Genomic DNA, 22,809 nt, shown 5'->3' on the forward strand with positions numbered 1-22,809 from the left:
GGTCAAGGCCTTTGCCCAAACGAGTGAAAACCGATCACTCATTCAGTGCGATATCACTCGGGACGCCGCCCCATCGCGTCAGCGCCTCATGCAGTTCATCTCGCCTAAACGGCTTGGCTATGTAATCGTCCATTCCGACGGCCAGGCATTGTTCACGGTCACCCTTCATCGCATTGGCCGTCATCGCGATAATTGGAATGCGTTGGCCAGATTCTTGTTCGGCCTTGCGAATTGCGGTGGTTGCTTGAAGTCCGTCCATCTCTGGCATTTGAACGTCCATCAAGATGACATCAAAGTTTCCGTTCTCCCACGCCTTCACCGCCTTTACCCCGTCATCGGCAATCACGACGTCATGGTTCAGTGTTTTTAAGATTCCTTTCGCGACGCATTGGTTCACGATGCCGTCTTCGGCCAACAGAATCTTCAAACTCCGATTCGCACCACCTCCAGCAACTAGCGGGTTCGCTGGGTCAGACTTATTGGACTTCAGCGATACCACATCACAAACATCCAACAACGTCCGATGCAACTCACTCTCGACAACCGGCTTGGTCATGCAACGCAAGATCCCCAACTCCGAACTGCGTTTAGAATCTCCGACCGCCACCGCCGATGACAACAAGATAATTTTGGTTTCTTGAATCGCTTCGTCCGCGCGGACATGTTCGGTAAACCCAAAGCCATCCATTCCCGGCATCATGAAATCCAACAACACAATGTCGAACGGCGTCCCATCGCATGCGGCTTTTGCCAACTCAGCTAGGCCCTGAACCGGGTCACTAGCGGATTCCCACTTCATGCCCCAATGACTCAACAACTCTTCAAAGATACGTCGGTTCGTCGCATTGTCGTCCACGACTAACGCTCGCTTCCCCGCCAACGAGACCACGCCTTCGCGACGTTTACGCTCACGTTCAGGAAGCAGGGTAAGGCTCACAGTGAAATAGAAAGTAGTGCCTTGGTTCGGCTCGCTCTCTAGCCAGATCCGGCCGTTCATCATTTCAACCAACTGCGCCGAAATCGAAAGCCCCAGCCCCGTACCACCAAACTGCCGTGTAGTGGAAACGTCCGCTTGAGTGAAAGCCTCGAACACCTTCGCTTGCTTTTCCTTGGGAATGCCCACCCCCGTATCCCGGACCGAAACCTGCAATTCAATTTGGTCGTCGGTATCGCCATTCCGGCTGGAACCGTTCGCACGTTTCACATCGATCACGACTTCACCCTGATCGGTGAATTTGATTGCGTTGCCCGCTAAGTTCACAATGATCTGTCGAAGTCGCCCCGGATCCCCAAGCAATGTGTCCGGTAAGTCGGGGGCAATCCGGCAAGCCATTTCCAATCCTTTCTCGCCAGCCCGAACGGCTAACGTCTGGCCGGTTTGTCCAATGCAATCCCGCAAACTGAATTCGATTTCCTCCAACTCCAATTTGCCGGCTTCGATCTTAGAAAAGTCCAAGATGTCATTCAGCAATCTCAACAACGCGTCGGCCGATTGTTGAATCATCCTCAAATAGTCTTTTTGGTTCGCGTCGAGTGCTGTGTGCCCCAGCAGTTGTCCCATACCAATGATCCCGTTCATTGGTGTGCGAATCTCATGACTCATGTTCGCCAAAAACGCCCCTTTGGCTCGGTTCGCATCCCGTTCAGCATCTCGGGCGATGACCAGTTCGCTGTTAACGCGTTTCAAATCGCGTCCCATTTGATTGAAGTGCGTTGCCAAATCAGCAATCTCGTCACATCCCTGCACATTGACAGTGGTGTCTAATTCACCACGGCTAATCGCCATCGTTGCGGTGCTTAAACTTCTGACTCGTCGTGACAACGACCATGCAACAAAACCACTGACGATCAATCCAAATAGCATCGCTAGTGACGCTATCCAAATGATGCGCCGTCGCAGATCATTGACGGGCGCGAAGGCGATCGATTCGCGACTCTCACGCAGCATCTTCCAGCCGAGACCTTTGAAGTCACCGAATCCTTGCGACAACGCGAACGACTCCAAATATCGCTCGTTGGTTGCTGGATCAACACGATAAATCGTGGCCTCTGGGTTTTCCGCATCCAGTTGAAAATCACCCAGCAAAGCGGAGCCGTCAGCAAGCGGTTCGGTCTCTTGATTGCCAATTCGAATGATTTCACCTTGCTGGTTCAGCAAGATCAATCGCTCACCAGGCCCCAGCCGAATCGATCGTCCATCGATCACACTGACGATTTCACGAATATTCATGACCGCTTTCATGACGCCCAGAAACTCGTTCTCAGCATCTTCGACCTTCAGGCAAATCACGATGGAGTAAATGCCAGCGCTTTCATCCCAAGTGACGTCGGCGATGTAGAGTCCATCGTCGGACGCAAACTTCCACCACAATTCGTCATCTTGCCGATAGTCAGATGTCAATTGTGACTGCGCGGCGTTGGCACCATATCGGTTGGTGAAAAAGACTTCGCCAAAAACGGAATACCCTGATCCCTCTTCAAGCTTTTCCAAACGCGTGCGAAGATCGCGAGACAGTCGATTGCTCAACAATCTTTTCATCAGCTCGTTCGGCTTCCCGTCCGCAGCGATTTGCCATTCTTGATCGCGTTGATCAATCGTTGCCCTAGGATCCGGCTCCTCGGCCATCTCGTCGTTGGAGGCCACCAATGTCTGTTGCACCAGATCACTACGGGCGTAGGCTTTCCAGTTGGCGATCCGTGTCTGCAAGATGCGATCGACTTCATCCATCACTGCATTGGCTTGGGTCATGGAGTTCGACTCGATCGCCGAACGCAAGCTGTGCTGTGCGACACTGGTGGCATATTGACCAACCAGTCCGATTAGAAGAGCTGGCACCAGGGCAGCCAGCAATAGTTTATGAATGATTCGCACAGGGTGTTGCCTCCGCTTAAAAGCACCCCACCCGCAAGACCTGGATGGAACCCTTAGTCTAGCAGGCCAGCGGGGGGTCTGTGTACAAGACCGCTTCCGCTGGACGCAAACTTCCACTGCGCAGCAACAATTCAACCAGATCGTTGATCATCGCGTTGAACACGATACCGATTAGCATCGCGGTTTAGATTTTGCGGTCAAAGGACGTCGCTTAAGCGGAGACATCCAATGCAAATCCCATCAACGATCGGCCTTGCCGTGTCGATTGTCCATTGATCGTCTGGAGTTGATCAATCGTATCAATCAAGACCGATAGCGTTTGTGATGCATCGGCCGCATCGCCGGAATACGCGCCGCCGGATCCAATCGCGAAAAGACTCGGCAACAAATTCTGCACAGCTAACTGTTGCTGGCCCTGCAGTACCGGCACGAAGCTGCTGACAATTTCCGACTTAGCTCCCGAAATAGTGATCGGACCAATCACGCCGGATGCAGATGCATCTAGGGTGAATGAGATTTGCACACCATCTTGCTCTGCAATGTAGCGACCGTCTTGTTCGTAAAGTCGCTCGCCATTGATTTCGACGTACTGCGACCGGCCACGTCCCAGATAGGTTTCGCTTCCCGCCGAACGACTGGCCACAAATCCTCCACCGGTCAACGTAATGTCATCGAAGTTGCCGGTGAAGTTTGAGGTAAACTGAATCTGGACCGCCTCACCATTAACGACCGCGTTGAAGGTATCGGTGGAACTCGACACGGTAACACCATCAATCGTCGCGGTGCCGTTTTGGCCTGACGCTTGACCGTTTCCATCACCACCGGTGATAGAAAACTCGGCTTCCTTGGACTCTACCGTAATCGGATGAATCGCACCGACATAGCCTTGGGTTACCTCAAAGTCGACCTGAGCTGAATCGATCGTTGCGTCGAAGTGGTTTCCAACCCCGGTGTACTCAACACCATTGAGTGTTGCCAAAGCATCCAACCCAATCGCATTTCCGTCACCGTCGCCGCCGTCAATGTCGAAATCACGGTCCGTAGATTCAACTGTGATTTCAGCGATAGCACCGGTTTGCCCAGCAACCAGATCAAACGAATAGCTTCCCAACGCATCGGAATAAGCCACGTGATTTCGATCAGCGGTCACGGCGTTGCCGTTGACAGTCAACTCCGCGTCAGTTCCCTGAGCATTGCCGTTACCGTCACCGCCCGTGGTGCCAAAACTACCTGACAACACATCCAATTGTACGATCGCCGATGATCCGTATTCACCGCTGGTGAGCTTCAGCCGATTGGAAGAAATGCTGGCAACGACGCCGGTTCGGTCCGAAGCCTCGTTGATTTCATCGCGGATCGACGTCATCGACTGAAGCCAATTAACCGAAAACGTTTCGCTGCCCAATTCACCGGTCAGCGAGAACGTAGCACTGGACGAAGCAAAATAGGTACTGCTGCTGGTCAACTGGGCCTTGGTTGCTGCTTGATCGATGCTTCCAGACAGCGTGTTTGACGAACGCGCCTCGGCCGATTCGACCGTAAAATTGCTGATTTTACTGGAATCCACTCCCGTCACGCTAACATCCTGCGTGATGGAATCAAGCGTCACGCTGACGGACTGCGCCGATCCGACTTCGGTGCTTTCGAATTGCAAATCGTTTCCGTCGACGCGAGCCAAAACACCGGTGTTGGTCGAACTTGTATTGATTCGGTCGGCAACGTCGGCCAATGATTCACCTTGCGTCACGTTCACCTGGGCACTACCGGTTGCACCAGAGATAGTAAACGTCGCCGTTTCAACGATCTCGGATCCGCTCGCGCCGCGATAGGTCAGATTCGCCGTCTCGGCCGCTTGCGTGATCGATCCGCTGATAGTGACTTGAGTGTTCGCAGGCATCGAAACCAAGTCAAACTGCGAAAACTCGTCAACCTCGACGCCGGTCACCGAGGTTTCTTGGATGGGATTCACGTTGGTAATGGAAACCGACGCATTGTCGCCCTTGGCCAACGACTCTAGCCGCAACTGGTTCCCGTCGACTGTTGCAACAACCCCTGTTTGATCAGAGGCCGAGGTGATGCGAGCGGCCAGATCGTTTAGCGATTCGCCTTCAGTCATCGAGAAGGTCTGACTACCAAGATCACCATTTAATTCAAACGAAGCAGTCCCACTGACCCGTCCCTGCGCGTCACCTTGGTAAACCAACTCGGCGGTCGTGGCGACCGAATCCCGACTGCCTTGCACCGTAATTGACTGGTTAGGCGCAAGATTGTCTGCGGTCACATTATTGACCTGCGCGGCGTTCATGCCGGACACCTGCAACCCGACCGGTCCTCGCACCGTTCGCTTTGCCCGCGAGATCACTTCCAAACTTGAAGACGGACCGGTTGATCGCGTCGTCAATCGAAGCTTATTGTCGATCTGCGAAGCACGGACACCGTAGCCGCCATCATTGATCGTGCGGATCAATCCACTGATCGAAGCATTCTTATTGACGTAAATCGTTTGCGACTCGCCGCCCCGATTCAGTTGCAGCGATCCGCCACCGGACAACAACCGCCCCACATTGTCCACCGTCACTGACGCACCCGCACTGGGTCGCACAACGGATCCTGAAAAGCTGGCTGATGCGCCGGGAGCCAATCCTAGCACTTGCAGGTCTTTCAACTGACTTGCTTCGGCGCCCGTCACAACTGCGTTTTCGACGCCTCCCGCACTGAATTCAACTCCAGCTAGATAGCCAATCTCGGCGAGGGTCTCGTTAATTGTTGATTGGAATGTATCGAGTCGTTCGATTTGGTTGGTGCGGGCAGCGTTAAGAGATTGTTCCTTCAATTTTTCAACGAGACGGGTGATCCGATCTAACGTTGGGCTCGTAGGCGACCTCTGTTCTGAATCAGCGTTTTGAGCCGCGGAGGGACCGCGCACTGCAAAGCTGCTGTTTTCGATTAGAAGCCCACCGAAGCTACTTGCTCCAGAGACTGATGAGATTGACATTTTGGAAAGCTCTTTACTGCATCACTGTCTAGTGAAGTTAAATTAGGCTTTCCCCCGTGTTTGGATCCTCGCGAATCCAGGTGCAGTCAAAGCTACGTCACACAGGCTCGAGGACGGGTGCATTTTTAGCATTGAACGCCATCTTATCGCTGGCAATCCAATGGATTGTGGCGGCTGAACGGATTAGGTCCCCCCCGCAATACTACGCTTGGCTCAACTCGTCCCAGCACCGATGATTCGTTGGGCCAACTCTCACTACTCCCAAACTGGCTTCCAATATGGTCGAAACACCGATTTCCGAGCTAAACGAAGCCGAATTGACCGACCGGACGCGTCCCCCTACACTTTTTCCCTTTTCTTTTGGACAATCTGCGATGGATCAAGCGATCGCCAAGGCGGACACTCTGATCGAAGCGATGGGCTGGATCCGTCGCTTTCGAGGCAAAACAACCGTCATCAAACTCGGTGGCAGTTTGCTCGAGGATGACACCGCGATGCAGCACTTGTTGCTAGATGTCATTTTCATGGAATCCGTTGGGCTCCGCCCAGTGGTCGTCCATGGTGGCGGCAAGGCGATCACCCAAGCGATGGCCGCCGCGGGAATTGAAGCAGAATTCGTTCGAGGTCGTCGGGTTACCGACGAAGCGTCGCTGAAAGTCGTCGAACAAGTCCTTGCAGGCGAACTGAACGTCCATATCACTGAGCTGATGGAAAGATTTGGCGGTCGGGCAGTGAACCTGTCACCACGGACTACCTGCGTTCTGCACGGATCCAAAATGGTCGATCCCGATGGAACAGACCTGGGGTTCGTCGGTGAAGTGGACCGAGTGGACCGCGATGTCATCGAAAGCCTTGGCTACACCGATCAAGTCGCCGTGATCCCATCGCTGTGCCAGGACGACAACGGCCAACTGTACAACGTGAACGCCGACACGGCGGCCATGGCCGTAGCACAATCCCTCGGCGCTGACAAACTGGTCTTCCTGTCGGACGTCAACGGTGTCCGTCGCAAAGCGGATGATCCCGAGTCGATCATTCCTGCCATGTCGGCGGCCGAAGCTCGTGAATTAATCGCCAGTGGTGTGATCCAGGGTGGCATGATTCCGAAAGTCGAAGCGTGTCTGGAGACACTCGGTCGCGGCGTCCAAAAGGTGCACATCATCGATGGGCGTCTACGACATTCGCTGTTGCTTGAAATCTTCACGACCGACGGCGTCGGCACGGAGATCTACGCGTGAGCGAATACTCCGACGACCCATCCCACCCCGATTTATCGCAAATCGTCGGTTGTTCAGGAACGCTCTCAGCGACGGGAACTTCGTGCAACTACTTGCAAACCGCTTTGTCGAAATGGGCTGGGCAGCGATGGGAAGACGACCGGTGGGGTCGAGCGCAAAGTGGATCGATCGGCGCGGATTCCGGCGATACCCTAAGTTCACTTCTAAATAACATTTCGGAATCGCTTCGCTCACTTACCGGGCATGATTCACAATGCATTGAACAATGCCTAGTGGGTTCGTCCGCCGAAGAAGCGTTGCAGTGGATGCTGGTTTTGGCACGTCGCCGTCACCATCGATCCGCATCCGATCCTGCCGCCGGTTCGAACAACACGTCCAATCCAAAGTGCCTGGTCGCCTTAGGCAGCAATCACGGACCGGGTGTGGTCGGACGGATGGCCAGCGGTTGTGCGGAGACACGCACTGCCGAATGGCCTGTACTGCCAGGTTTCACTCATGTCGGCATCGACGACATTGCAGGCCGCGTCGGTGACGACACTGCGATGGTTTTACTGTCGCCAATCGACTTAAACGACATGGCCCGCCCCGTCGATGCCAAAACCCTTGGTGCGATCCGAGCCGCTTGCGATCGCCAGGGAATCCCACTGGTGATCGATCATCACGCGATTCCGCCGATCGGTGGAGGCAATTTTTGGGTTCACGAAGCACTCGCTGATATTCCCGCCGACGCAGTATTAATGTCGGCAGGTTTGCTGGGCGGGATGCCAGGCGGACTGCTCATCCTGGGCGAACAACTGGCCGCCGCGGTAGACTCGGGCGAGATGGTTTCCAATGAAATGGCGGCGTGCCTGTTCGATGCATCCTTGTCTCAGTGGGTCTCGCAAGATTGGCTGGTAACTGATGTTGAATCGATGGCCGTTCAGTGGGCCGAACGGCTCGCTACGCGGGAAACGATTCGCGACTTGCATGTCACCGGCCGGACGATCGGCATCGAACTCGATCTGCCCTCAGCCGATTGGATTGAAACGGCAAGCCAGTTCGGTCTGGTCGCAGAAGCGGCGGGAGACTTTGCGGTCCGTTTCCAACCTCCGTTGGTCCTCGATGACGAGACGGCAACACTTCTGCTAGATCGCATGGACATGGTATTTGACGCCTTGCAAGCGGAAGAATCGCAGGAAACGGAATCGTCCAATTCCGAGTCCCAACCTGTCAACGATGCCCAGTCAACGGACGAAGGCGAAGATTTAGACGAAGATCGCGTCGACGAAGAAGACGAGGATACCGAGCCCGATGTTGTTGCCGACATTGAGGAAGAGGATGAAGACGAGGACGAACTCGATGACGAAATGGAACCAGACGACGAGTTAGAGTCAGACGAAGTTGACGACGAAGATGAATATGAAGAAGACGATGAAGACGTCGAGGCGGAAGAAGACGAAGACACCAGTCATGAAAACGAGGCTTACGAACCGGAGTTGTCGGACGAAAACTCAAGCGATCCTGCTGAGCTAACCGAAGAGACCGAAGAGATAGATCCGGCGGAGTACCAGAAGCCAACCCCGAGTGCCGAAACGGAGAGTGCGTGATGAGACATTTGTTAACGCTGTTTGACCTAACGCCAGACGAACTGAAGACGATCTTGACTGTTGCCTCGCAACTGAAGTCATTGCTCCGCAAAGGCGAGCGTCCATCGATCTTGGCTAACTACACGTTGGCTTTGTTGTTCGAAAAGCCCAGTTTGCGAACCCGTGTCAGTTTCCAAACTGGCATGACGCAATTGGGCGGTGGTAGCCTTTTCCTGGGTGAGGATGTGGGTTGGGGCAAACGTGAATCTCCCTCGGACTTCACCAACGTCCTGGGTCAATTCGTTGACGCTGTCGCTTGTCGAGCCAAGTCCCATGAACGGGTCGAACAACTTGCCAGCTTCAATGCGGTTCCGGTGATCAATAGCCTGACGGATCTTTCACATCCCTGCCAAGCGATGGCGGATATCCTGACGATTCAGGAGTCGTTTGGCTCCGCCAGTGGGAAGCATCTGGTCTTCGTTGGCGATGGCAACAATGTTTCCAGATCGCTGGCGTTGGCTTGTGCCATGCTGGATCTCAAGTTCACACTCGCATGCCCCAGCGGTTACGAGTTTGATCAACCTTGGCTGGACCGAATCGCCCAAAAGTATCCCAAGGCCGACATCCAGCAAACCGACGATCCGCACGCGGCGGTGAAAGACGCTGATGCGATCTACACCGATGTTTGGACGAGCATGGGCCAGGAGGCTGAATCCAAGGCTCGCTGTGCTGCGTTCGCAAATTATCAACTCAACGCCAAACTGATGGCGTCGGCTCCTTCAACCGCCCGAGTGCTGCACTGTTTGCCGGCGGTGCGTGGCGAAGAGATTACCGACGAAGTGATCGATGGACCACAAAGCGATGTTATCGCGCAAGCTGGAAACCGCATGCATGCTCAAAAAGCCTTGCTGGTATTCCTGATGCGTCCAGAATGGATTACCGCTAACGTCGGCTAGCGAGGCACAAGCGGAATCGATCTTGGATCAATTGGGGCACCGCGTGAAGCAGATTGAGGTCAGTGATCGATTTCATTCTGGAGATCAACTTCCGTGCGGATTGGTGTATCGCCAATTCATGGGTTGCCGTTCGATGAGGTGCCGCTGCACCTCTTGAGGTGACTCCGGTGTTCCAGAGAGTTAGGGGCACCAATGTGGTACGCATTAATGTGGTAGGCATTACAGTGTGGGAATCGATCGAACCTCGTCATCACGTTTGTGAACCTTCACTCACTTGCCTTCCCCGCCACCTTTCACCTAAGAGCTAGTCCGATTTCCAAAACTAGCCGACTCATTTGCCCCGCCTGCCAAGCACTGGTCGAAATTCGCTTGCCAGCGAAATCAACGGCGAATCCCGACTCCACAATCCTTTGTGCGGCCTGTGAAAACGTTTTTGATTTATCAAACGCTCATAAGCATTTCGCGCAAGCCCCAATCGATCGGATTGAAAGCAAAACAACGACATTAGACCGCGTGATTGTGCCGGCGATGGCACTACTAAAAAGTCACGTTGTCGCGTTGCTAAGCGTCTCACTTATCGTCAATGCCATTTGGTTCGCGATCATCGGCTGGCCAGCGAAGATCTTGTTCCAACAATGGCAATCGATTGGCGACATCGGGCAGGGTGATGGATTGGTTGCCGTCGGCGTCCTCGGTGCCACCTTGGCCGTCGGCATTGTCTCGGCACCGTTATCTGCATATGCGATGGCGGTGATGATTCGGCTTGCGTTACGAATCGCTCGTTATGGTCAACGCGATCCAGTGAGGACGGGCCCAGCACTTCGCGAACTGTTGGTGCCGCCGGGCGTCGTGATACGGCTAACGCTTCTGTTCATTCTGGTTGGTTTTGCGTTGGTAGCGGCGCTGCTAGTGGGACTGTTTGCGGTCATCGCACTCTCGTTAGTGACAGATCCGAAGCAGGCCGTTTTGCTGGGTACCTTTGGCTTAGGCTCCATATTGATCGCAATCGTTTTCATGTTTCAGTGGCTGATGTGGCCGGTGACTTTTCTGATTGCTGATGAGCGCGGCAGTTTCACGGCGGCGTTGAGCGGCGGAGTTAGCTTAGCTCGCCAACACCGTCGCCTGAGTTTGTCGTTAGTGACCGTGTATTTCGTCTTAGCAACGGTGGGATCTTTGTTGCTTTATGTGGGACAGATCGTAACGACCCCGGTCGCAATGATGGCGTTGGCGATTGGATATTTGAAGATGACGGGGGGACAGCGTTTTTTGCATTCATGACCTGGGGAAAAGATGCCGATCATTCCGATTGGAGTGTGCGTGCATCGACGCGTACCAAATGAGACCCGGGGGGGATGTCATGAAACCAACACGAATTACGCGGCGAAACACGCTGGCGATGGGGCTAGCCGTTTTTGGCCTGGCTTCGCCGGTATGCGGAATCGGCGATTTACCGCAAATCGCGGCGCAAACGCCAGAAATCAGATCGTTCCAGAACGGCACATTTCGCTTGCCACCGGTGGATTCCGACGTCAAAGAGGTCGTCGTAACGGCGATGGCGATGGATCCGCGAGGCGAACTGCTGGCCGTTGCGGGTGACGACCATGTTATCCGCATCCTGAACGCCCAAACGATGCAAATCATGCACGTTTTGGGCAACCCCGCTGAAATAGACTCGGGTAAACCAGGGCATTTCGATTGGATTCGCACACTGGACTTTGACGACGCCGGGGCCAAACTGTCATCCGCCGGAAACGACGGTCAGTTGATCCTGTGGGACCGTCGGCGTGACTTTGCTGTCTTACAGGAAATCAAGTCGGCCCCCGCGCTGGCCTGCGTCTGTTTTTCGCCGACGGGCAAACAAATGGCCGCCGTTGGTTTCGATTCACGCGTCTTTCTAATCGGTTCGAAATCGCATCAACAACCGACACTGAAGTGCGACTGCATCGATCTGCGGTGTTGCGTTTACCGCAGCGACAGCAAGTCACTTGCTGTTGCCGGGCGCGATGGGCAATTGCACCTTTTTGATCCGGTCAGCGGCGCACTACAACACGAAGAACCTTTGCACGCGGCGAGAGTTCGAGACATGAAATTCATGCCGAACTCCAACGTGTTGGTGAGTGTTTCCGAGGATGGTGAAGTCGTGCAGTACGACACCCTGCAACGCAAGATCCTGTCACGGCGAAAGATCACTTCCGGGCGATTGTTCACCGTTGCGGTTCTCGACGAGCAAACCATTGCGACGGCCGGCAGCGACGACGGCATCCACATCGTTCGATTTAGCCGGGATGACAACGCGGCTGAGATTGATCAAACCCTTGTTGGTCATGTTGGATCCATTTCCACGCTGATCAAAAGCAATGACGTTTTAATCTCTGGTGGCTTCGACGCCACGATTCGACGCTGGGACGTGCCATCGCTGCAGGTTCAGCAGGACAAAGTTGCACTGAAGGACGACTCTACTGGTGAAGCAGTAGGTCATTCTTCGACAGCGACTTCGAGATAGTCAGCCCGCGAGAAGTTAGCCGCTCGCGGCTTCGAAAAAGCGATAACAGACTCCACACCGGTGGCACAGGGAGGTGCCCAGCGTGATTCTAAAATGCATTGAAAACCTATTCGACTCGATCAGCCCACGTAGTGGGAAATCACAAAAGTCGCGATCGATGCGCGTCGAACCGCTCGAAACCCGACGGTTGATGGCGGCCGATCCGATTCGTGTGGGAGTGGTCTATCTGGAAACGGATTACCTGGAATCCGATGTCGGAAGTGACTCGCAAGGCGACCGGTTCATCGTCTCGTTTACCGGGGGTGCACCAGGGACCAAGCTAACCGAGCTTCGCATCAATACGGACAAAGACGGCGACGGTATCAGCGTAGGTGACCCGATCTTTGACACCGAAGCCGGTGGACGTGGAAAGAATGGATACCACGGGTTCGTCTTAGCAAACGGTCAAACCGAACAAGTCAGCGTCGAGGTTGCCGATGGCGGCCAAGAATTGATCCTGCGTCCGACTGACTTCGAAGCGGGGGATCAATTGATCTTCACGATCGATGTCGACGAGGTGCTGCGTAATCTCGCCAACCTGGAAGAATTCAATCAACGACTTGACGTGATCACGTCGGGACAAGAGTTCCAAGACTCGATCTTAGAAGCCGTTTTTGAAGCCCCCAACTACTACGCCGCGACCGCCGGATCGATCTTCCTAAACGATTATGGCGATCCACAGGCCGAATTTGGCCTTAACTTGCCACCGGACGAAAGTGGTGACCCCAACAGTTTGCCAAACCGGTCTGCAGCCGCGGTCGCTAGCGCCACACAAACACCACAACCAGCTTCGGTCAGCGGTTTTGTGTATCGCGATGACAATGATTCAGGCACCAAGGATGCTGGCGAAATTGGCATCGGTGGCGTGCGTGTACGGCTTGAACCGGTCGACACGATCGCACCCCAAACGCCCTTGATCACAACCACCGCCGCCGATGGTTCTTATCAATTCAACGGCATCATGCCGGGGACGTACCGGATCGTCGAACTGGATCAACCGGAAGGACTTCAAGACGGCAAAGATGCCGCCGGTACGGTAAACAACCGGATCGTCGGCTCGGCCGTGAATCCCGGTGATGAACTGCGTGACATTGTCCTCAATGGTGGTGAAAGCGGAATCAACTACAACTTCGGGGAACTGCCGCTGGGTTCCATTAGCGGTTTCGTGTACCTAGCCAATCCAGGAGAAGATTGCTTTGGCGATCACGAAGACGAAAATAGCCAACCGATCGCGAATGCTGAAATCCGTCTGCTAGATAGCAACGGTAACATTCTTGAAACCACGTACACCGGTAACGATGGTGGTTACAAGTTTGACGACCTGCTCACCGGCATCTACAGCATCGTTGAGATCACTCCGGAAGGCTTGATCGATGGCGGCTCACATGCAGGCGACATCCGCACGTTGAGTTCCGAAGTACTCGTCTCGGCAGGAACCGCGGTCGACGGCGGAACCCTTAGTGACATCGTATTGCCGGCCGGCGGAACTGGCACCCACTATGACTTCTGTGAAGCGGCTCCCGGTTCGCTATCTGGTGTCGTCTATCACGACCGCGACAACGATGGAATCCAAGACAGCGGCGAAGAAGCGATCGCGGGGGCCGTGCTGGCACTGATCGATTCACTCGGCAACGAAATCGCAACGACTCGCTCCGATGGCGAAGGCCGGTATCAGTTTACCGATTTAGCCCCAGACACCTACCGCATCGTCGAAACCCAACCCGTTGGCTACATCGACGGAAAAGACACCGTCGGCACGATCGCGGGCGAACGAGTTGGTAACCAGGGCACCGATAGCGATTCGCTGGTCGACGTTGTTTTGCGTCAAGGTTTACACGGGGTGGAATATAACTTTGGCGAACGCCAAGCCGCTTCAATTAGCGGACGCGTCCACGTTGACTTGGACGAAGATTGTGTCTTAGACGCAAACGAGTCAACGCTTTCCGGCGTTCAAATCGATCTAGTCGACTCCACTGGCAAAACTGTGGCGTCGACTCGAACCGACGTCAACGGCGAGTACCGTTTCGACAACCTATTGCCGGGCACCTACAGCGTCGTCGAACATCAACCCGAGGGCTATTTCGAAGGCGGTGCCAAATCCGGAACCGCAGGCGGTGTGGTAGCCAACACCAACCTGATCCAACAGGTCAGCTTGGGATCCGGTGTGAACGCCGAGAACTACGACTTCTGTGAACGTCCGCCCGCCGAACTGTCCGGTGTGGTGTATGTCGACCGCGATGCCGACTGTTTCCAAGATCCCGGCGAAGAGGGACTCGAAGGCGTCCTGATCGAATTGCTTGATGAAACCGGGAAGGTCGTTGCCACGACCACGACCGACGCCAACGGCAACTACCGATTCGAAGGCTTGGAAGCCGGTGAATATCTCGTCCGCGAAACACAACCGGCTGGCTACTTGCATGGTGGTCAAACGGCCGGAAGCCACGGCGGAAACGACTCCATCACGGACCGCATTTCGGATGTGCTCATTCCTTGGGGCCAAACCCTAACGAACTACAATTTCTGCGAGTTGCTACCCGCTGAAATTTCAGGCTCCGTTTATGTGGACCGCGATGCAGATTGCTTCCGCGATCCAGGGGAAGAAGGCCTCGAAGGCGTACTGATCGAGTTGCTCGACGACACAGGCAAAGTGGTTGCCACGACCACAACTGACATCAACGGCAACTACCAATTCACGGGCTTACGTGCCGGTGAATACATGGTCCGAGAAACACAGCCTTCAGGTTACTTCCAAGGTGGTCAAACCGCTGGCAGCCATGGCGGTGATGATTCGCAAACCGACCTGATTTCGAGCGTCTCCATTCCTTGGGGCCAATCGCTCACCAACTACAACTTCTGTGAACGATTGCCCGCCGAGATCTCGGGGACGGTTTACGTCGATCGCGATCGCGATTGCTTCCAAGACCATGACGAACCCGGCTTGGCTGGTGTCACGATAGAGCTGTTTGATGAAAGTGGACGGCTTGTCTCGACCACCAAAACAGCCAGCGACGGCACCTACCAATTCACCAACCTGGCTTCGGGAATCTACACCGTTCGCGAAACTCAACCGGAAGGCTATTTTCAAGGTTCGCAAATGGCGGGCGATGGTGGCGGCAACGATTCGGTTGACGACGTGATTTCTGAAATCAACCTCGCTGCGGGCCAGTCCTTCGCGAACTACGACTTCTGTGAAGTTCTACCTGGGTCGATCTCGGGGAAGGTATGGAGCGACGTCGACACGGATGCTGTTTTCGATGACGACGAAGCCCCTATCGCTGGCGTTGTCATCGAACTGTACGACGAAGCTGGAACGCTGATTCAAACCACCACAACTGACGCTGACGGTTGCTATGAGTTTGACGAACTTCCACCAGGAACCTATAGCGTTAAGGAATTGCAACCGGACGGGTATTTCCACGGTGGCCAAAACATCGGAACGCTTGGGGGCAAGTTATTAGCGTTTGACTTCCTTGGCCAAATCGTACTTCAGGGCGGTGACAACGGGTTGAACTATGACTTCCCTGAATTGCCACCTGCCATTATCTCAGGTTATGTGTTCCAAGATGGTGACGCATTGCTGTTGAACGAGGCTCCCGATCCGTCGGACCTTCGTGACTACCGTGACGGTCAATTGACTCCCGACGACGGTCGGCTTGCCGGTGTCACGTTGCAGCTACGTGATCTCAATGGGAATCCGATCAATGCCGCCACCGATCAACTGGGTGGATCAACCGGCACCATCGAAGTCACCACGGACCAGTACGGCTACTACGAATTCGTTGGCCTGCGTCCTACGCGAGTTTACTCAGTCTATCAATCGCAACCTGAAGACTACGTTGACTCCCTGGATACCGCGGGCACCACCGGCGGCTTGGCTATCAACTTGGCCGACTACAGCAGCGAACCGGGGATCGCGACTTTGGTTTCCCGACTGGATGCGGCCGCCGATCCACAGTTTGATGCGATTTTCAATATCCAAGTCAAACCTGGTCAAGCGAGCCAAAGCAATAACTTCAGCGAAATCAAAATTGAAGATCCACCGGTTCCGCCGGAAGAATCCCCCACCCCAGAAGTCTCTCGCCCCGTAGCGCCAATCGAGACGTTCCCCGAAGTGATTCGCCCCGTCGGAACCGCTGACTTCATCGCCGCACCACCACCGATGATCGCAGCGGATGAGTGGGAAGTCAGTTGGCACCTTAGCGTTATCAACGGCGGCTTCCCTCGTGGCGACAGCCCTCAAGGCGACTCGGCCATCATGACGTCTTACGATGGTCGGATGCAGATTCAACAAGCATCCGCTCGCCAGGACCATGACGATGAAGCGGGTAGCCAACGTGGGCAACTACCCGACGTGTTACTGAAGGTTGACCTTTCCAACGGTCGCTGGCAAATCATGCCAAGCGGCGGCGATACCCTACGTACAGCATCACTTCGCAGTGAAGGCGACACTCAATCGTCAATCCAACTTGGCCATCGCGATGCAACCGCACTGACCGGTGATTTTGATGGCGACGGCAAAGACGAAGCGGTGTTGTTCATCGCGGGACAGTGGTTTGTCGACCTAAATGGCGATGGCAGTTGGGATGCGGGCGACCTCTGGGTTCGCATGGGCACGGAACTGGATCGTCCCGTCGTGGGCGATTGGGATGGTGATGGCAAAGACGATGTCGGCATCTTCGGACGACGCTGGCACAACGATGCCGCGCGGATTCGTCGTGACCCTGGTCTACCTGACCCGGCTAACAAACGCCGTCGTAATCTGAACCGTATCGATCTGGTGCATCAAGAGCATACCGAACAGGAAAAGCAACAACGGATGCTGCTGCGAGGGCAAGACGGCGAGATGCTTGCCGACGCGGTTGACCACGTTTTCCAATACGGCGAACAAGTCGACACGCCAATCGCCGGTGACTGGAACGGAGACGGTATCGATCAAATCGGTGTCTTCCGATCTGGGCAATGGTTGCTGGACGAAGACGGTGACGGGCGTTGGACGAAGAACGATCAACCCGTCACGTTCGGTCGTGCCGGCGACGAGCCGATCGTTGGTGACTTTGACGGTGACGGCCTCGACGAAATTGGCGTTGTCCGCGGCGATCTATGGATCATCGATACCGACGGTGACCGTAAGATCACGGGCAACGATCGCCAAATTCGCGTACCGAGACCGGCTGGCGACTCACAACCAATCGTGGGCGACTTCGACGGCAACGATCTGGATGATCCCGGTTACTACCAAGCGGCGGAGTAACACAACCGTTTGATCGACGAATGTGACGCGTGGCACTGCTATCCGAATGTGATGCAAGACGAGGCAAAGCGTTCCAGCGGGATCGCAGACCAACGGGATTTTACATCCGGTCGGAAGTGACCAGTTCGCCCTTCATCATGACATAGGCGGTCGCGAACATGACTCCTACGAGCGGTGTCGAAAACAACAGTCCGACCACCAACGCCAATAGTCCAACGATGAAGATCAACATCGACATCAAGAACATCACGAACGACGTCCCCCAATTCAGTTTGCCCATCGCAAAGGATTGAGAAAACGACTCGATCACCCCACATTGCCGGTCAACGATCAAGTAGTAATAGGTCCAAACTAAAAGCGCGAAGATCAGCCCCGGTATGATCAGAAAAAGTAGACCGGCGATCATGCCGATCATGAACAAGATCGTCCCCCCTAACACAGGCAAAAAAGCATCCGCCCCGCCGAAGAGCATTCCGACTTGAACCGGTCGGCGGCGTGCCACATTCAAGCAAATTCGTGCCATGCCAATCCCCACCAGCATGTTCACGAAACTGCTAACGATGTTGAGGATCGCTCCCAATACAATCAGGATGGCTGCATCATTCGCTCGACCAGACTGCTCGATCACCGAGGTCACCATCCCAAAAGCCATTGAGATTGCGAACGTGATGGCAGTCGCACCAACCAACACACCCAAGTTGGCTTTCCATACCGACCAAGAATGCGAAATGATGTCACCAAAGTCAACCGCGGTGGGGCGCATCACTCCTTCGCCAACGGGCGACAAGGGTGCGACAGGAGACGGCGACGCGTACGGGTTCGAAGGCGATTGCGAATAGGGATTGCCCATTTGCCCCGCCCCCATTTGTTCAGGACGTTGGGACTGGCCCGACGTGGCCGCGAACGGATCACCGGCGGCAGGATTGTCAGTCGCGGAGGGCTGATTTCGGGGTGCCCCAGGCACCTGCTGGACCAACTGACACGAAGGGCATCTCACCGACTGGCCCCCCAATCCGTCAGCGACTCTTAGAACTGTTGAACATTGTGAACAACTGAATTGCATCGCCAAGCACCTTTCCGACAGACCACGACTATTTCCGATTGAGGAACGATTGTAGCCGAAGGACCGCTTCAGAAGTGCCCCGGTAAATCCAGCGATCAAGGCTGCGTTGTACGGTCCAGTGCTCGACGCCCATCGCTCAACGCTAGCCGATCCTGCCGCTTTCTGCCGTGGATTGCCATCAGCAACCCGATATTGCAAACTAGGCTGACCTCCAGGAATTTCCTTCCCCACTTTGATGCGACCCGATGACATCTGCTTCCACCACCACTCCGACCGTCCTGCTCAGCGGTTTTGCCGACGAATCCGCTCTCACCAAAAAGGCCAACGAACAGTTCGCCGCCCTGGCCGCGATTGGCTTGAAGTACTACTCGATTCGATTTGTCGACGTCGGCAACGGAATCAAAAATGTGATGGCGCTCGATGACGCGGAAATCAAACAACTCCAGCAAATGCACTCGGACTACGGGCTGAGCGTTTCGAGCATCGGATCGCCGATTGGAAAAGTCAAACTTGCCGATGTCGACGATGGGACGGCCAACAAGTACATCCCCTTCGAAACCTACCTGAAGGAAGACGTCCAAACCGCCTGCGACCGAGCTGAAGCCTTCGGCTCGAAATTGCTTCGCGGCTTCTCGTTCTATCACCCTAAAGGCACCGCTCCCGAAAAGCATATCGATCAGGTTGCCGACCAATTGGGTCAAATCGCCGAAGCGTGTGATGCACGAGGCCTGACGTTTGGCTTGGAAGTGGAAGCCAACCTGGTCGGCCAGACGGGCGAGCTGCTGGCCGCAATCACCGAAAAAGTCAATCATCCCGCGATGGTCACTATCTTCGATGGGGCCAACATCGTGATGCAAGGCTTCAAACCCGACCAAGTCTATGCTCAGTATCAAGCGATGAAGCCCTCACTGGGTTGGTTGCACATCAAGGATTACAGCGATCCCAGCTTGGGCGGACGCGTTGAGCACGTCGACGAAGAATCGGCGAGCCACTTCGTCCCAGCCGACCGGGGTGATAGCGCCCACGAAGCAATCTTGCGTGACCTGAAGGGCTTTTTGCCCACGCTGCAAAAACGCATGAGCGACCGCGGCATCGATGGCGTGTTCCTGGACTTGGAACCCCATGTTCGCGGTGGCGGCCAATTCGGTGGCTTCAGTGGCCCCGATGGATTCGGCATCGCCGCTCGAGCACTTTGTAAGGTGCTCGATTATGTCGGAATTGGTTATGACCTGCGATCATTTGAATCGCTGTCGTCATAAGAATGGACTGGTGCTGACACCAACATTCCACCAACTGCATTCAACGCAGGCGTAACCGGTAAGGCCTAACCCAACGTTAGGCCCAACCCATCGCCAATCCGAAGGTGATCGCAAATGGCCGATGGCAATTTGCAGCACCCAGGAAACATCAGCGGCGGCAGCGAACTCTCTTTTATGTTGTGGTCATCGGAATCGACCACAACGAACCTGATCGCGATCGGCTTAGACCAAGTCGTCTAGCAATCGGTCTAGGGCGAGATCCATCTTTTCCGGCGTATCGTAGCTGCCATCGGCGATTTGACGTCGCAACTCGGCAACTCGGTCGATTCGGATGTCTCCACCGCCAGCGATGGCACCGCTTTCTTGCAACCGGTTCGTCGGCGCGGTTTCGCTGGCACGAGCGGCTGAGGACAGATCAAGTTGATCAATAGGCCCCGCAGACGGCTTTTGGCCGGCTGGAGGAGTCGCGAGCCGATTCGCACCCGGCGTGGTGGCCTGGGTACTCTTGGCGGCGGTAGTGGCTTGAGTCGTTGATAAACGGAATGGTCCGTAAATTTGCATCTTCACTGGCTCCCGGGAGGAAGGCGGAACCTGACCGGCCCGGATGTCACCCCTTCATGGGCGTTCACCCAAAGGGCGAACTGTGACAATAGTTCTGGGACGATCAGAAACGGTTTTTCGAATTGGGCTGGCAATGACCGAGTCACAACACACCTAGTCCACATGGGAATTCCCACGCGAAACACGAGCGTTTTAACAATTCTCAATTCGGTCATTTGCGCCGCAATCCTTGTCCCAGGATGCATTCCGTCAGAATCAGTGGAGACTTCGCAAGCGCAGACGTTTGAGATTACCCATGTCATCGGCTCTCTTACTGCGATTTCTATAGTCTGTTTTCATTCTTTGGCGGAAAGAACCTGGTCTTCGGAAAGACCGCAGCCGGCAAAGCAGGCCCTGTGTTCGAAGTCCGCACAGTACCAACGTCGTGAAACCGGAGGCAAGAGCAAGCCGGGGACGACTTGAGCCGATTTGATGCATTTCTTGGAAAAAGCCTAAAAGCCGCTGCCAGCTTTCAAATTTCATGGGGCTGGTTACCACCATTCCGGAAAACACCCAGACCGCAAAATCCGGCCATCTTGCTTGAATCGCAACTTCGCCTGCAATCGTCACTCATCTGGCCCCCTTTACCAGAACTACGTCGACACACCGCCTTGCCCGATTCGCCCCCAAAGGTGACGATGGTCGCGGCTTCCATTTTTCGGTTTTCCCCACGAAATAGAATGACTTCGACCTCCCAACCTTCGGCTCCAGATCCTTCCGATCCCTCAGATGCTCCGGACTTGGATCCGATGGTGGTCATCCTGGCCGCCGGAAAGGGGACACGGATGAACAGCGACTTACCTAAAGTGCTGTGCAGTGTGGTCGACCGGCCAATGATTCACTTTGTCGTCGACGCAGCCGAAAAGGCTGGAATTGGCAAAAAGATCGTTGTCGTCGGATACGAGGCCGATAAGGTCCGAGCCGAATTGGACACCCGCGGCCAATCCGACATCGTCTATGCCCTGCAAAGTGAGCAACTCGGAACCGGACACGCCGTCCAGATCTGCCGCGAACACCTGCAAGGTCACCAAGGACTCACGCTCGTGATTGCAGGCGATTCGCCGCTCGTTCAGCCCGAAAGCCTCAAATCGCTGATCGGCCACTTTGCTAGCACTCGGCCTGCATTGTTGTTGGGGACCTTAACGAAGGACGATCCCGAGGGTCTTGGACGCATCTTGCGAAACGAAGAAGGGCAATTCATTGGAATTGTCGAACATAAAGACGCCACCGAAGCGGAGCGGGAAACCAAAGAGGTGAATATGAGCACCTATTTGTTCTCGACTCCCGATTTACTGTGGGCTCTGGACAACCTCAGTAACGATAACGCACAAGGCGAATACTACTTAACCGATTGTGCTCGGCTGCTGCGAGAATCTGGACGCCCGGTCGAAGCGATGCCGGTGCTCAAGGATTGTGAGTCGCTATCGATTAACAATCCTGAAGAACTGAAACTGGTCGACCAAACGATGCGAGCGATGGGTTATGCGTGAACTGAAAATCTTTAGCGGTCGTGCGAACCCCGATCTCGCCGAAAAACTTTGCCGCCACCTGCACTTGAAACCTGCCCGCATCTCGCTGGGCCAGTTTCCTGACGGTGAAAACTATTGCAAGCTCGACGAAGACGTTCGCGGACGCGACGTCTTTTTGATGCAATCGACGTGTCCACCGGTAAACGACAACTTGATCGAGTTGTTGACCATGATCGATTGCTGCAAGCGTGCCAGTGCGGAGCGAATCACGGCCGTGATTCCGTACTTCGGCTACGCTCGCCAAGATCGAAAAGATGAAGGCCGGGTGCCGATTACCGCCAAACTGGTCGCCAACCTGATCACTCGCGCGGGTGCCGACCGAGTCCTGACAATGGACCTGCACGCGGCTCAGATTCAAGGGTTCTTTGACGTTCCGGTGGATCACCTCTACGCCGCCCCCGTCATCAATGACCACTTCATCAGCCGCCGTTTTGAAGGTGACGAAATCGTTGTTGTAAGCCCCGATGAGGGTAGCATCAAACGAGCCGTCGGCCACGGCAAACGACTCGGTGGCTCGCTGGCCATCGTTGACAAACGTCGATCCAACGCGTTGGAAGTTCGACAAAGCACGATCATCGGCGGCCCCGTCGAAGGCCGGGTGGCGTTGATGTTCGACGACATGATCAGCACCGCTGGTTCTATCTGCGGAGCTGCACGACTGGTCCACGAAGCCGGTGCCAAGGAAATTCACATCGCTTGCACCCACGGCGTCCTGTGTGGCCCGGCGATCGAGCGTCTGCGTGAAGCACCCATTGATTCGATCACCGTGACCGACACTATCCCAGTCTCGGGCGATAAGTTGTTGCCGAACTTAGTCCAACTATCTGTCGCACCACTGTTGGCCGAAGCGATCAAACGGATCCACCACGACCAGTCGATCAGCGAATTGTTTCGCGAACGATAGACCGTCTATCGGCTGACCGGCCAAAGACTTACTGA

Annotated in this window: 14 protein-coding genes; 10 read left to right on the plus strand and 4 right to left on the minus strand. The window is 54.9% G+C overall.

All coding sequences use genetic code 11. The annotated features are described in order from the left end of the window. Positions 1 to 34: 34 nt before the first annotated feature. Together ACR3ZL_RS23760 and ACR3ZL_RS23765 are read right to left on the minus strand one after the other, a co-directional pair. A complete protein-coding gene (locus ACR3ZL_RS23760) occupies positions 35 to 2,872 on the minus strand; it encodes a hybrid sensor histidine kinase/response regulator (protein WP_473650610.1) in 2,838 nt (945 codons plus the stop codon). A 211-nt stretch (positions 2,873 to 3,083) separates the two neighbouring features. Then, a complete protein-coding gene (locus ACR3ZL_RS23765) occupies positions 3,084 to 5,867 on the minus strand; it encodes a flagellin hook IN motif-containing protein (RefSeq protein WP_486173017.1) in 2,784 nt (927 codons plus the stop codon). Between the two features lie 374 nt (positions 5,868 to 6,241). Here ACR3ZL_RS23765 and argB point away from each other — a divergent pair, with 374 nt between their 5' ends. The 6 genes from argB (at position 6,242) to ACR3ZL_RS23795 (ending at position 17,419) form a co-directional block, all read left to right on the plus strand. Further along, complete coding sequence (argB, locus tag ACR3ZL_RS23770; protein WP_473650608.1) at positions 6,242 to 7,105, plus strand: acetylglutamate kinase; 864 nt, start codon at positions 6,242 to 6,244, stop codon at positions 7,103 to 7,105. Then, complete coding sequence (locus ACR3ZL_RS23775; RefSeq protein ID WP_473650607.1) at positions 7,102 to 8,691, plus strand: aminotransferase class III-fold pyridoxal phosphate-dependent enzyme; 1,590 nt, start codon at positions 7,102 to 7,104, stop codon at positions 8,689 to 8,691. Before argB ends, ACR3ZL_RS23775 begins: the two co-directional genes overlap by 4 nt. Then, positions 8,691 to 9,626, plus strand: coding sequence for an ornithine carbamoyltransferase (argF, locus tag ACR3ZL_RS23780; protein WP_473650606.1), 936 nt, complete (start codon positions 8,691 to 8,693; stop codon positions 9,624 to 9,626). The genes ACR3ZL_RS23775 and argF overlap by 1 nt, the downstream gene beginning before the upstream one ends. 528 nt (positions 9,627 to 10,154) lie before the next feature. Further along, positions 10,155 to 10,904, plus strand: a complete 750-nt coding sequence (locus ACR3ZL_RS23785) for a hypothetical protein (protein ID WP_486173018.1) — start codon at positions 10,155 to 10,157, stop codon at positions 10,902 to 10,904. A 79-nt stretch (positions 10,905 to 10,983) separates the two neighbouring features. Further along, positions 10,984 to 12,129, plus strand: coding sequence for a WD40 repeat domain-containing protein (locus ACR3ZL_RS23790; protein WP_473650603.1), 1,146 nt, complete (start codon positions 10,984 to 10,986; stop codon positions 12,127 to 12,129). Between the two features lie 157 nt (positions 12,130 to 12,286). Continuing rightward, positions 12,287 to 17,419, plus strand: a complete 5,133-nt coding sequence (locus ACR3ZL_RS23795) for an SdrD B-like domain-containing protein (protein WP_486173607.1) — start codon at positions 12,287 to 12,289, stop codon at positions 17,417 to 17,419. 100 nt (positions 17,420 to 17,519) lie between these two features. Here ACR3ZL_RS23795 and ACR3ZL_RS23800 read toward each other — a convergent pair whose 3' ends face one another. Then, positions 17,520 to 18,416 (minus strand): hypothetical protein, encoded by an 897-nt coding sequence (locus tag ACR3ZL_RS23800; RefSeq protein WP_486173019.1) that lies wholly within the window; start codon positions 18,414 to 18,416, stop codon positions 17,520 to 17,522. 311 nt (positions 18,417 to 18,727) lie between these two features. Here ACR3ZL_RS23800 and ACR3ZL_RS23805 point away from each other — a divergent pair, with 311 nt between their 5' ends. Further along, a complete protein-coding gene (locus ACR3ZL_RS23805) occupies positions 18,728 to 19,741 on the plus strand; it encodes a sugar phosphate isomerase/epimerase family protein (RefSeq protein ID WP_473650599.1) in 1,014 nt (337 codons plus the stop codon). Positions 19,742 to 19,855: 114 nt separating this feature from the next. Further along, positions 19,856 to 19,981, plus strand: a complete 126-nt coding sequence (locus ACR3ZL_RS23810) for a hypothetical protein (protein ID WP_473650598.1) — start codon at positions 19,856 to 19,858, stop codon at positions 19,979 to 19,981. Here the strand turns inward: ACR3ZL_RS23810 and ACR3ZL_RS23815 are convergent. After that, positions 19,964 to 20,302, minus strand: coding sequence for a flagellar biosynthesis anti-sigma factor FlgM (locus ACR3ZL_RS23815; protein WP_473650597.1), 339 nt, complete (start codon positions 20,300 to 20,302; stop codon positions 19,964 to 19,966). The genes ACR3ZL_RS23810 and ACR3ZL_RS23815 overlap by 18 nt on opposite strands. 788 nt (positions 20,303 to 21,090) lie before the next feature. Between ACR3ZL_RS23815 and ACR3ZL_RS23820 the strand changes: the two genes are divergently transcribed. Beyond that, positions 21,091 to 21,831 (plus strand): sugar phosphate nucleotidyltransferase, encoded by a 741-nt coding sequence (locus tag ACR3ZL_RS23820; protein ID WP_473653469.1) that lies wholly within the window; start codon positions 21,091 to 21,093, stop codon positions 21,829 to 21,831. Beyond that, entirely contained in the window at positions 21,824 to 22,774 is a 951-nt protein-coding gene (locus tag ACR3ZL_RS23825) for a ribose-phosphate diphosphokinase (RefSeq protein ID WP_473650596.1), read from the plus strand. Before ACR3ZL_RS23820 ends, ACR3ZL_RS23825 begins: the two co-directional genes overlap by 8 nt. Positions 22,775 to 22,809: the final 35 nt, after the last annotated feature.

This window comes from Rhodopirellula sp. J20-39, from assembly GCF_057365095.1.

Coding starts and splice junctions, on each gene's coding strand:
- ACR3ZL_RS23765 (WP_486173017.1), bottom strand. CDS start 5,867: ATGTCAATCTCATCAGTCTCTGGAGCAAGTAGCTTCGGTGGGCTTCTA.
- argB (WP_473650608.1), top strand. CDS start 6,242: ATGGATCAAGCGATCGCCAAGGCGGACACTCTGATCGAAGCGATGGGC.
- argF (WP_473650606.1), top strand. CDS start 8,691: ATGAGACATTTGTTAACGCTGTTTGACCTAACGCCAGACGAACTGAAG.
- ACR3ZL_RS23785 (WP_486173018.1), top strand. CDS start 10,155: ATGGCACTACTAAAAAGTCACGTTGTCGCGTTGCTAAGCGTCTCACTT.
- ACR3ZL_RS23790 (WP_473650603.1), top strand. CDS start 10,984: ATGAAACCAACACGAATTACGCGGCGAAACACGCTGGCGATGGGGCTA.
- ACR3ZL_RS23795 (WP_486173607.1), top strand. CDS start 12,287: ATGCGCGTCGAACCGCTCGAAACCCGACGGTTGATGGCGGCCGATCCG.
- ACR3ZL_RS23805 (WP_473650599.1), top strand. CDS start 18,728: ATGACATCTGCTTCCACCACCACTCCGACCGTCCTGCTCAGCGGTTTT.
- ACR3ZL_RS23810 (WP_473650598.1), top strand. CDS start 19,856: ATGGCCGATGGCAATTTGCAGCACCCAGGAAACATCAGCGGCGGCAGC.
- ACR3ZL_RS23815 (WP_473650597.1), bottom strand. CDS start 20,302: ATGCAAATTTACGGACCATTCCGTTTATCAACGACTCAAGCCACTACC.
- ACR3ZL_RS23820 (WP_473653469.1), top strand. CDS start 21,091: ATGGTGGTCATCCTGGCCGCCGGAAAGGGGACACGGATGAACAGCGAC.
- ACR3ZL_RS23825 (WP_473650596.1), top strand. CDS start 21,824: ATGCGTGAACTGAAAATCTTTAGCGGTCGTGCGAACCCCGATCTCGCC.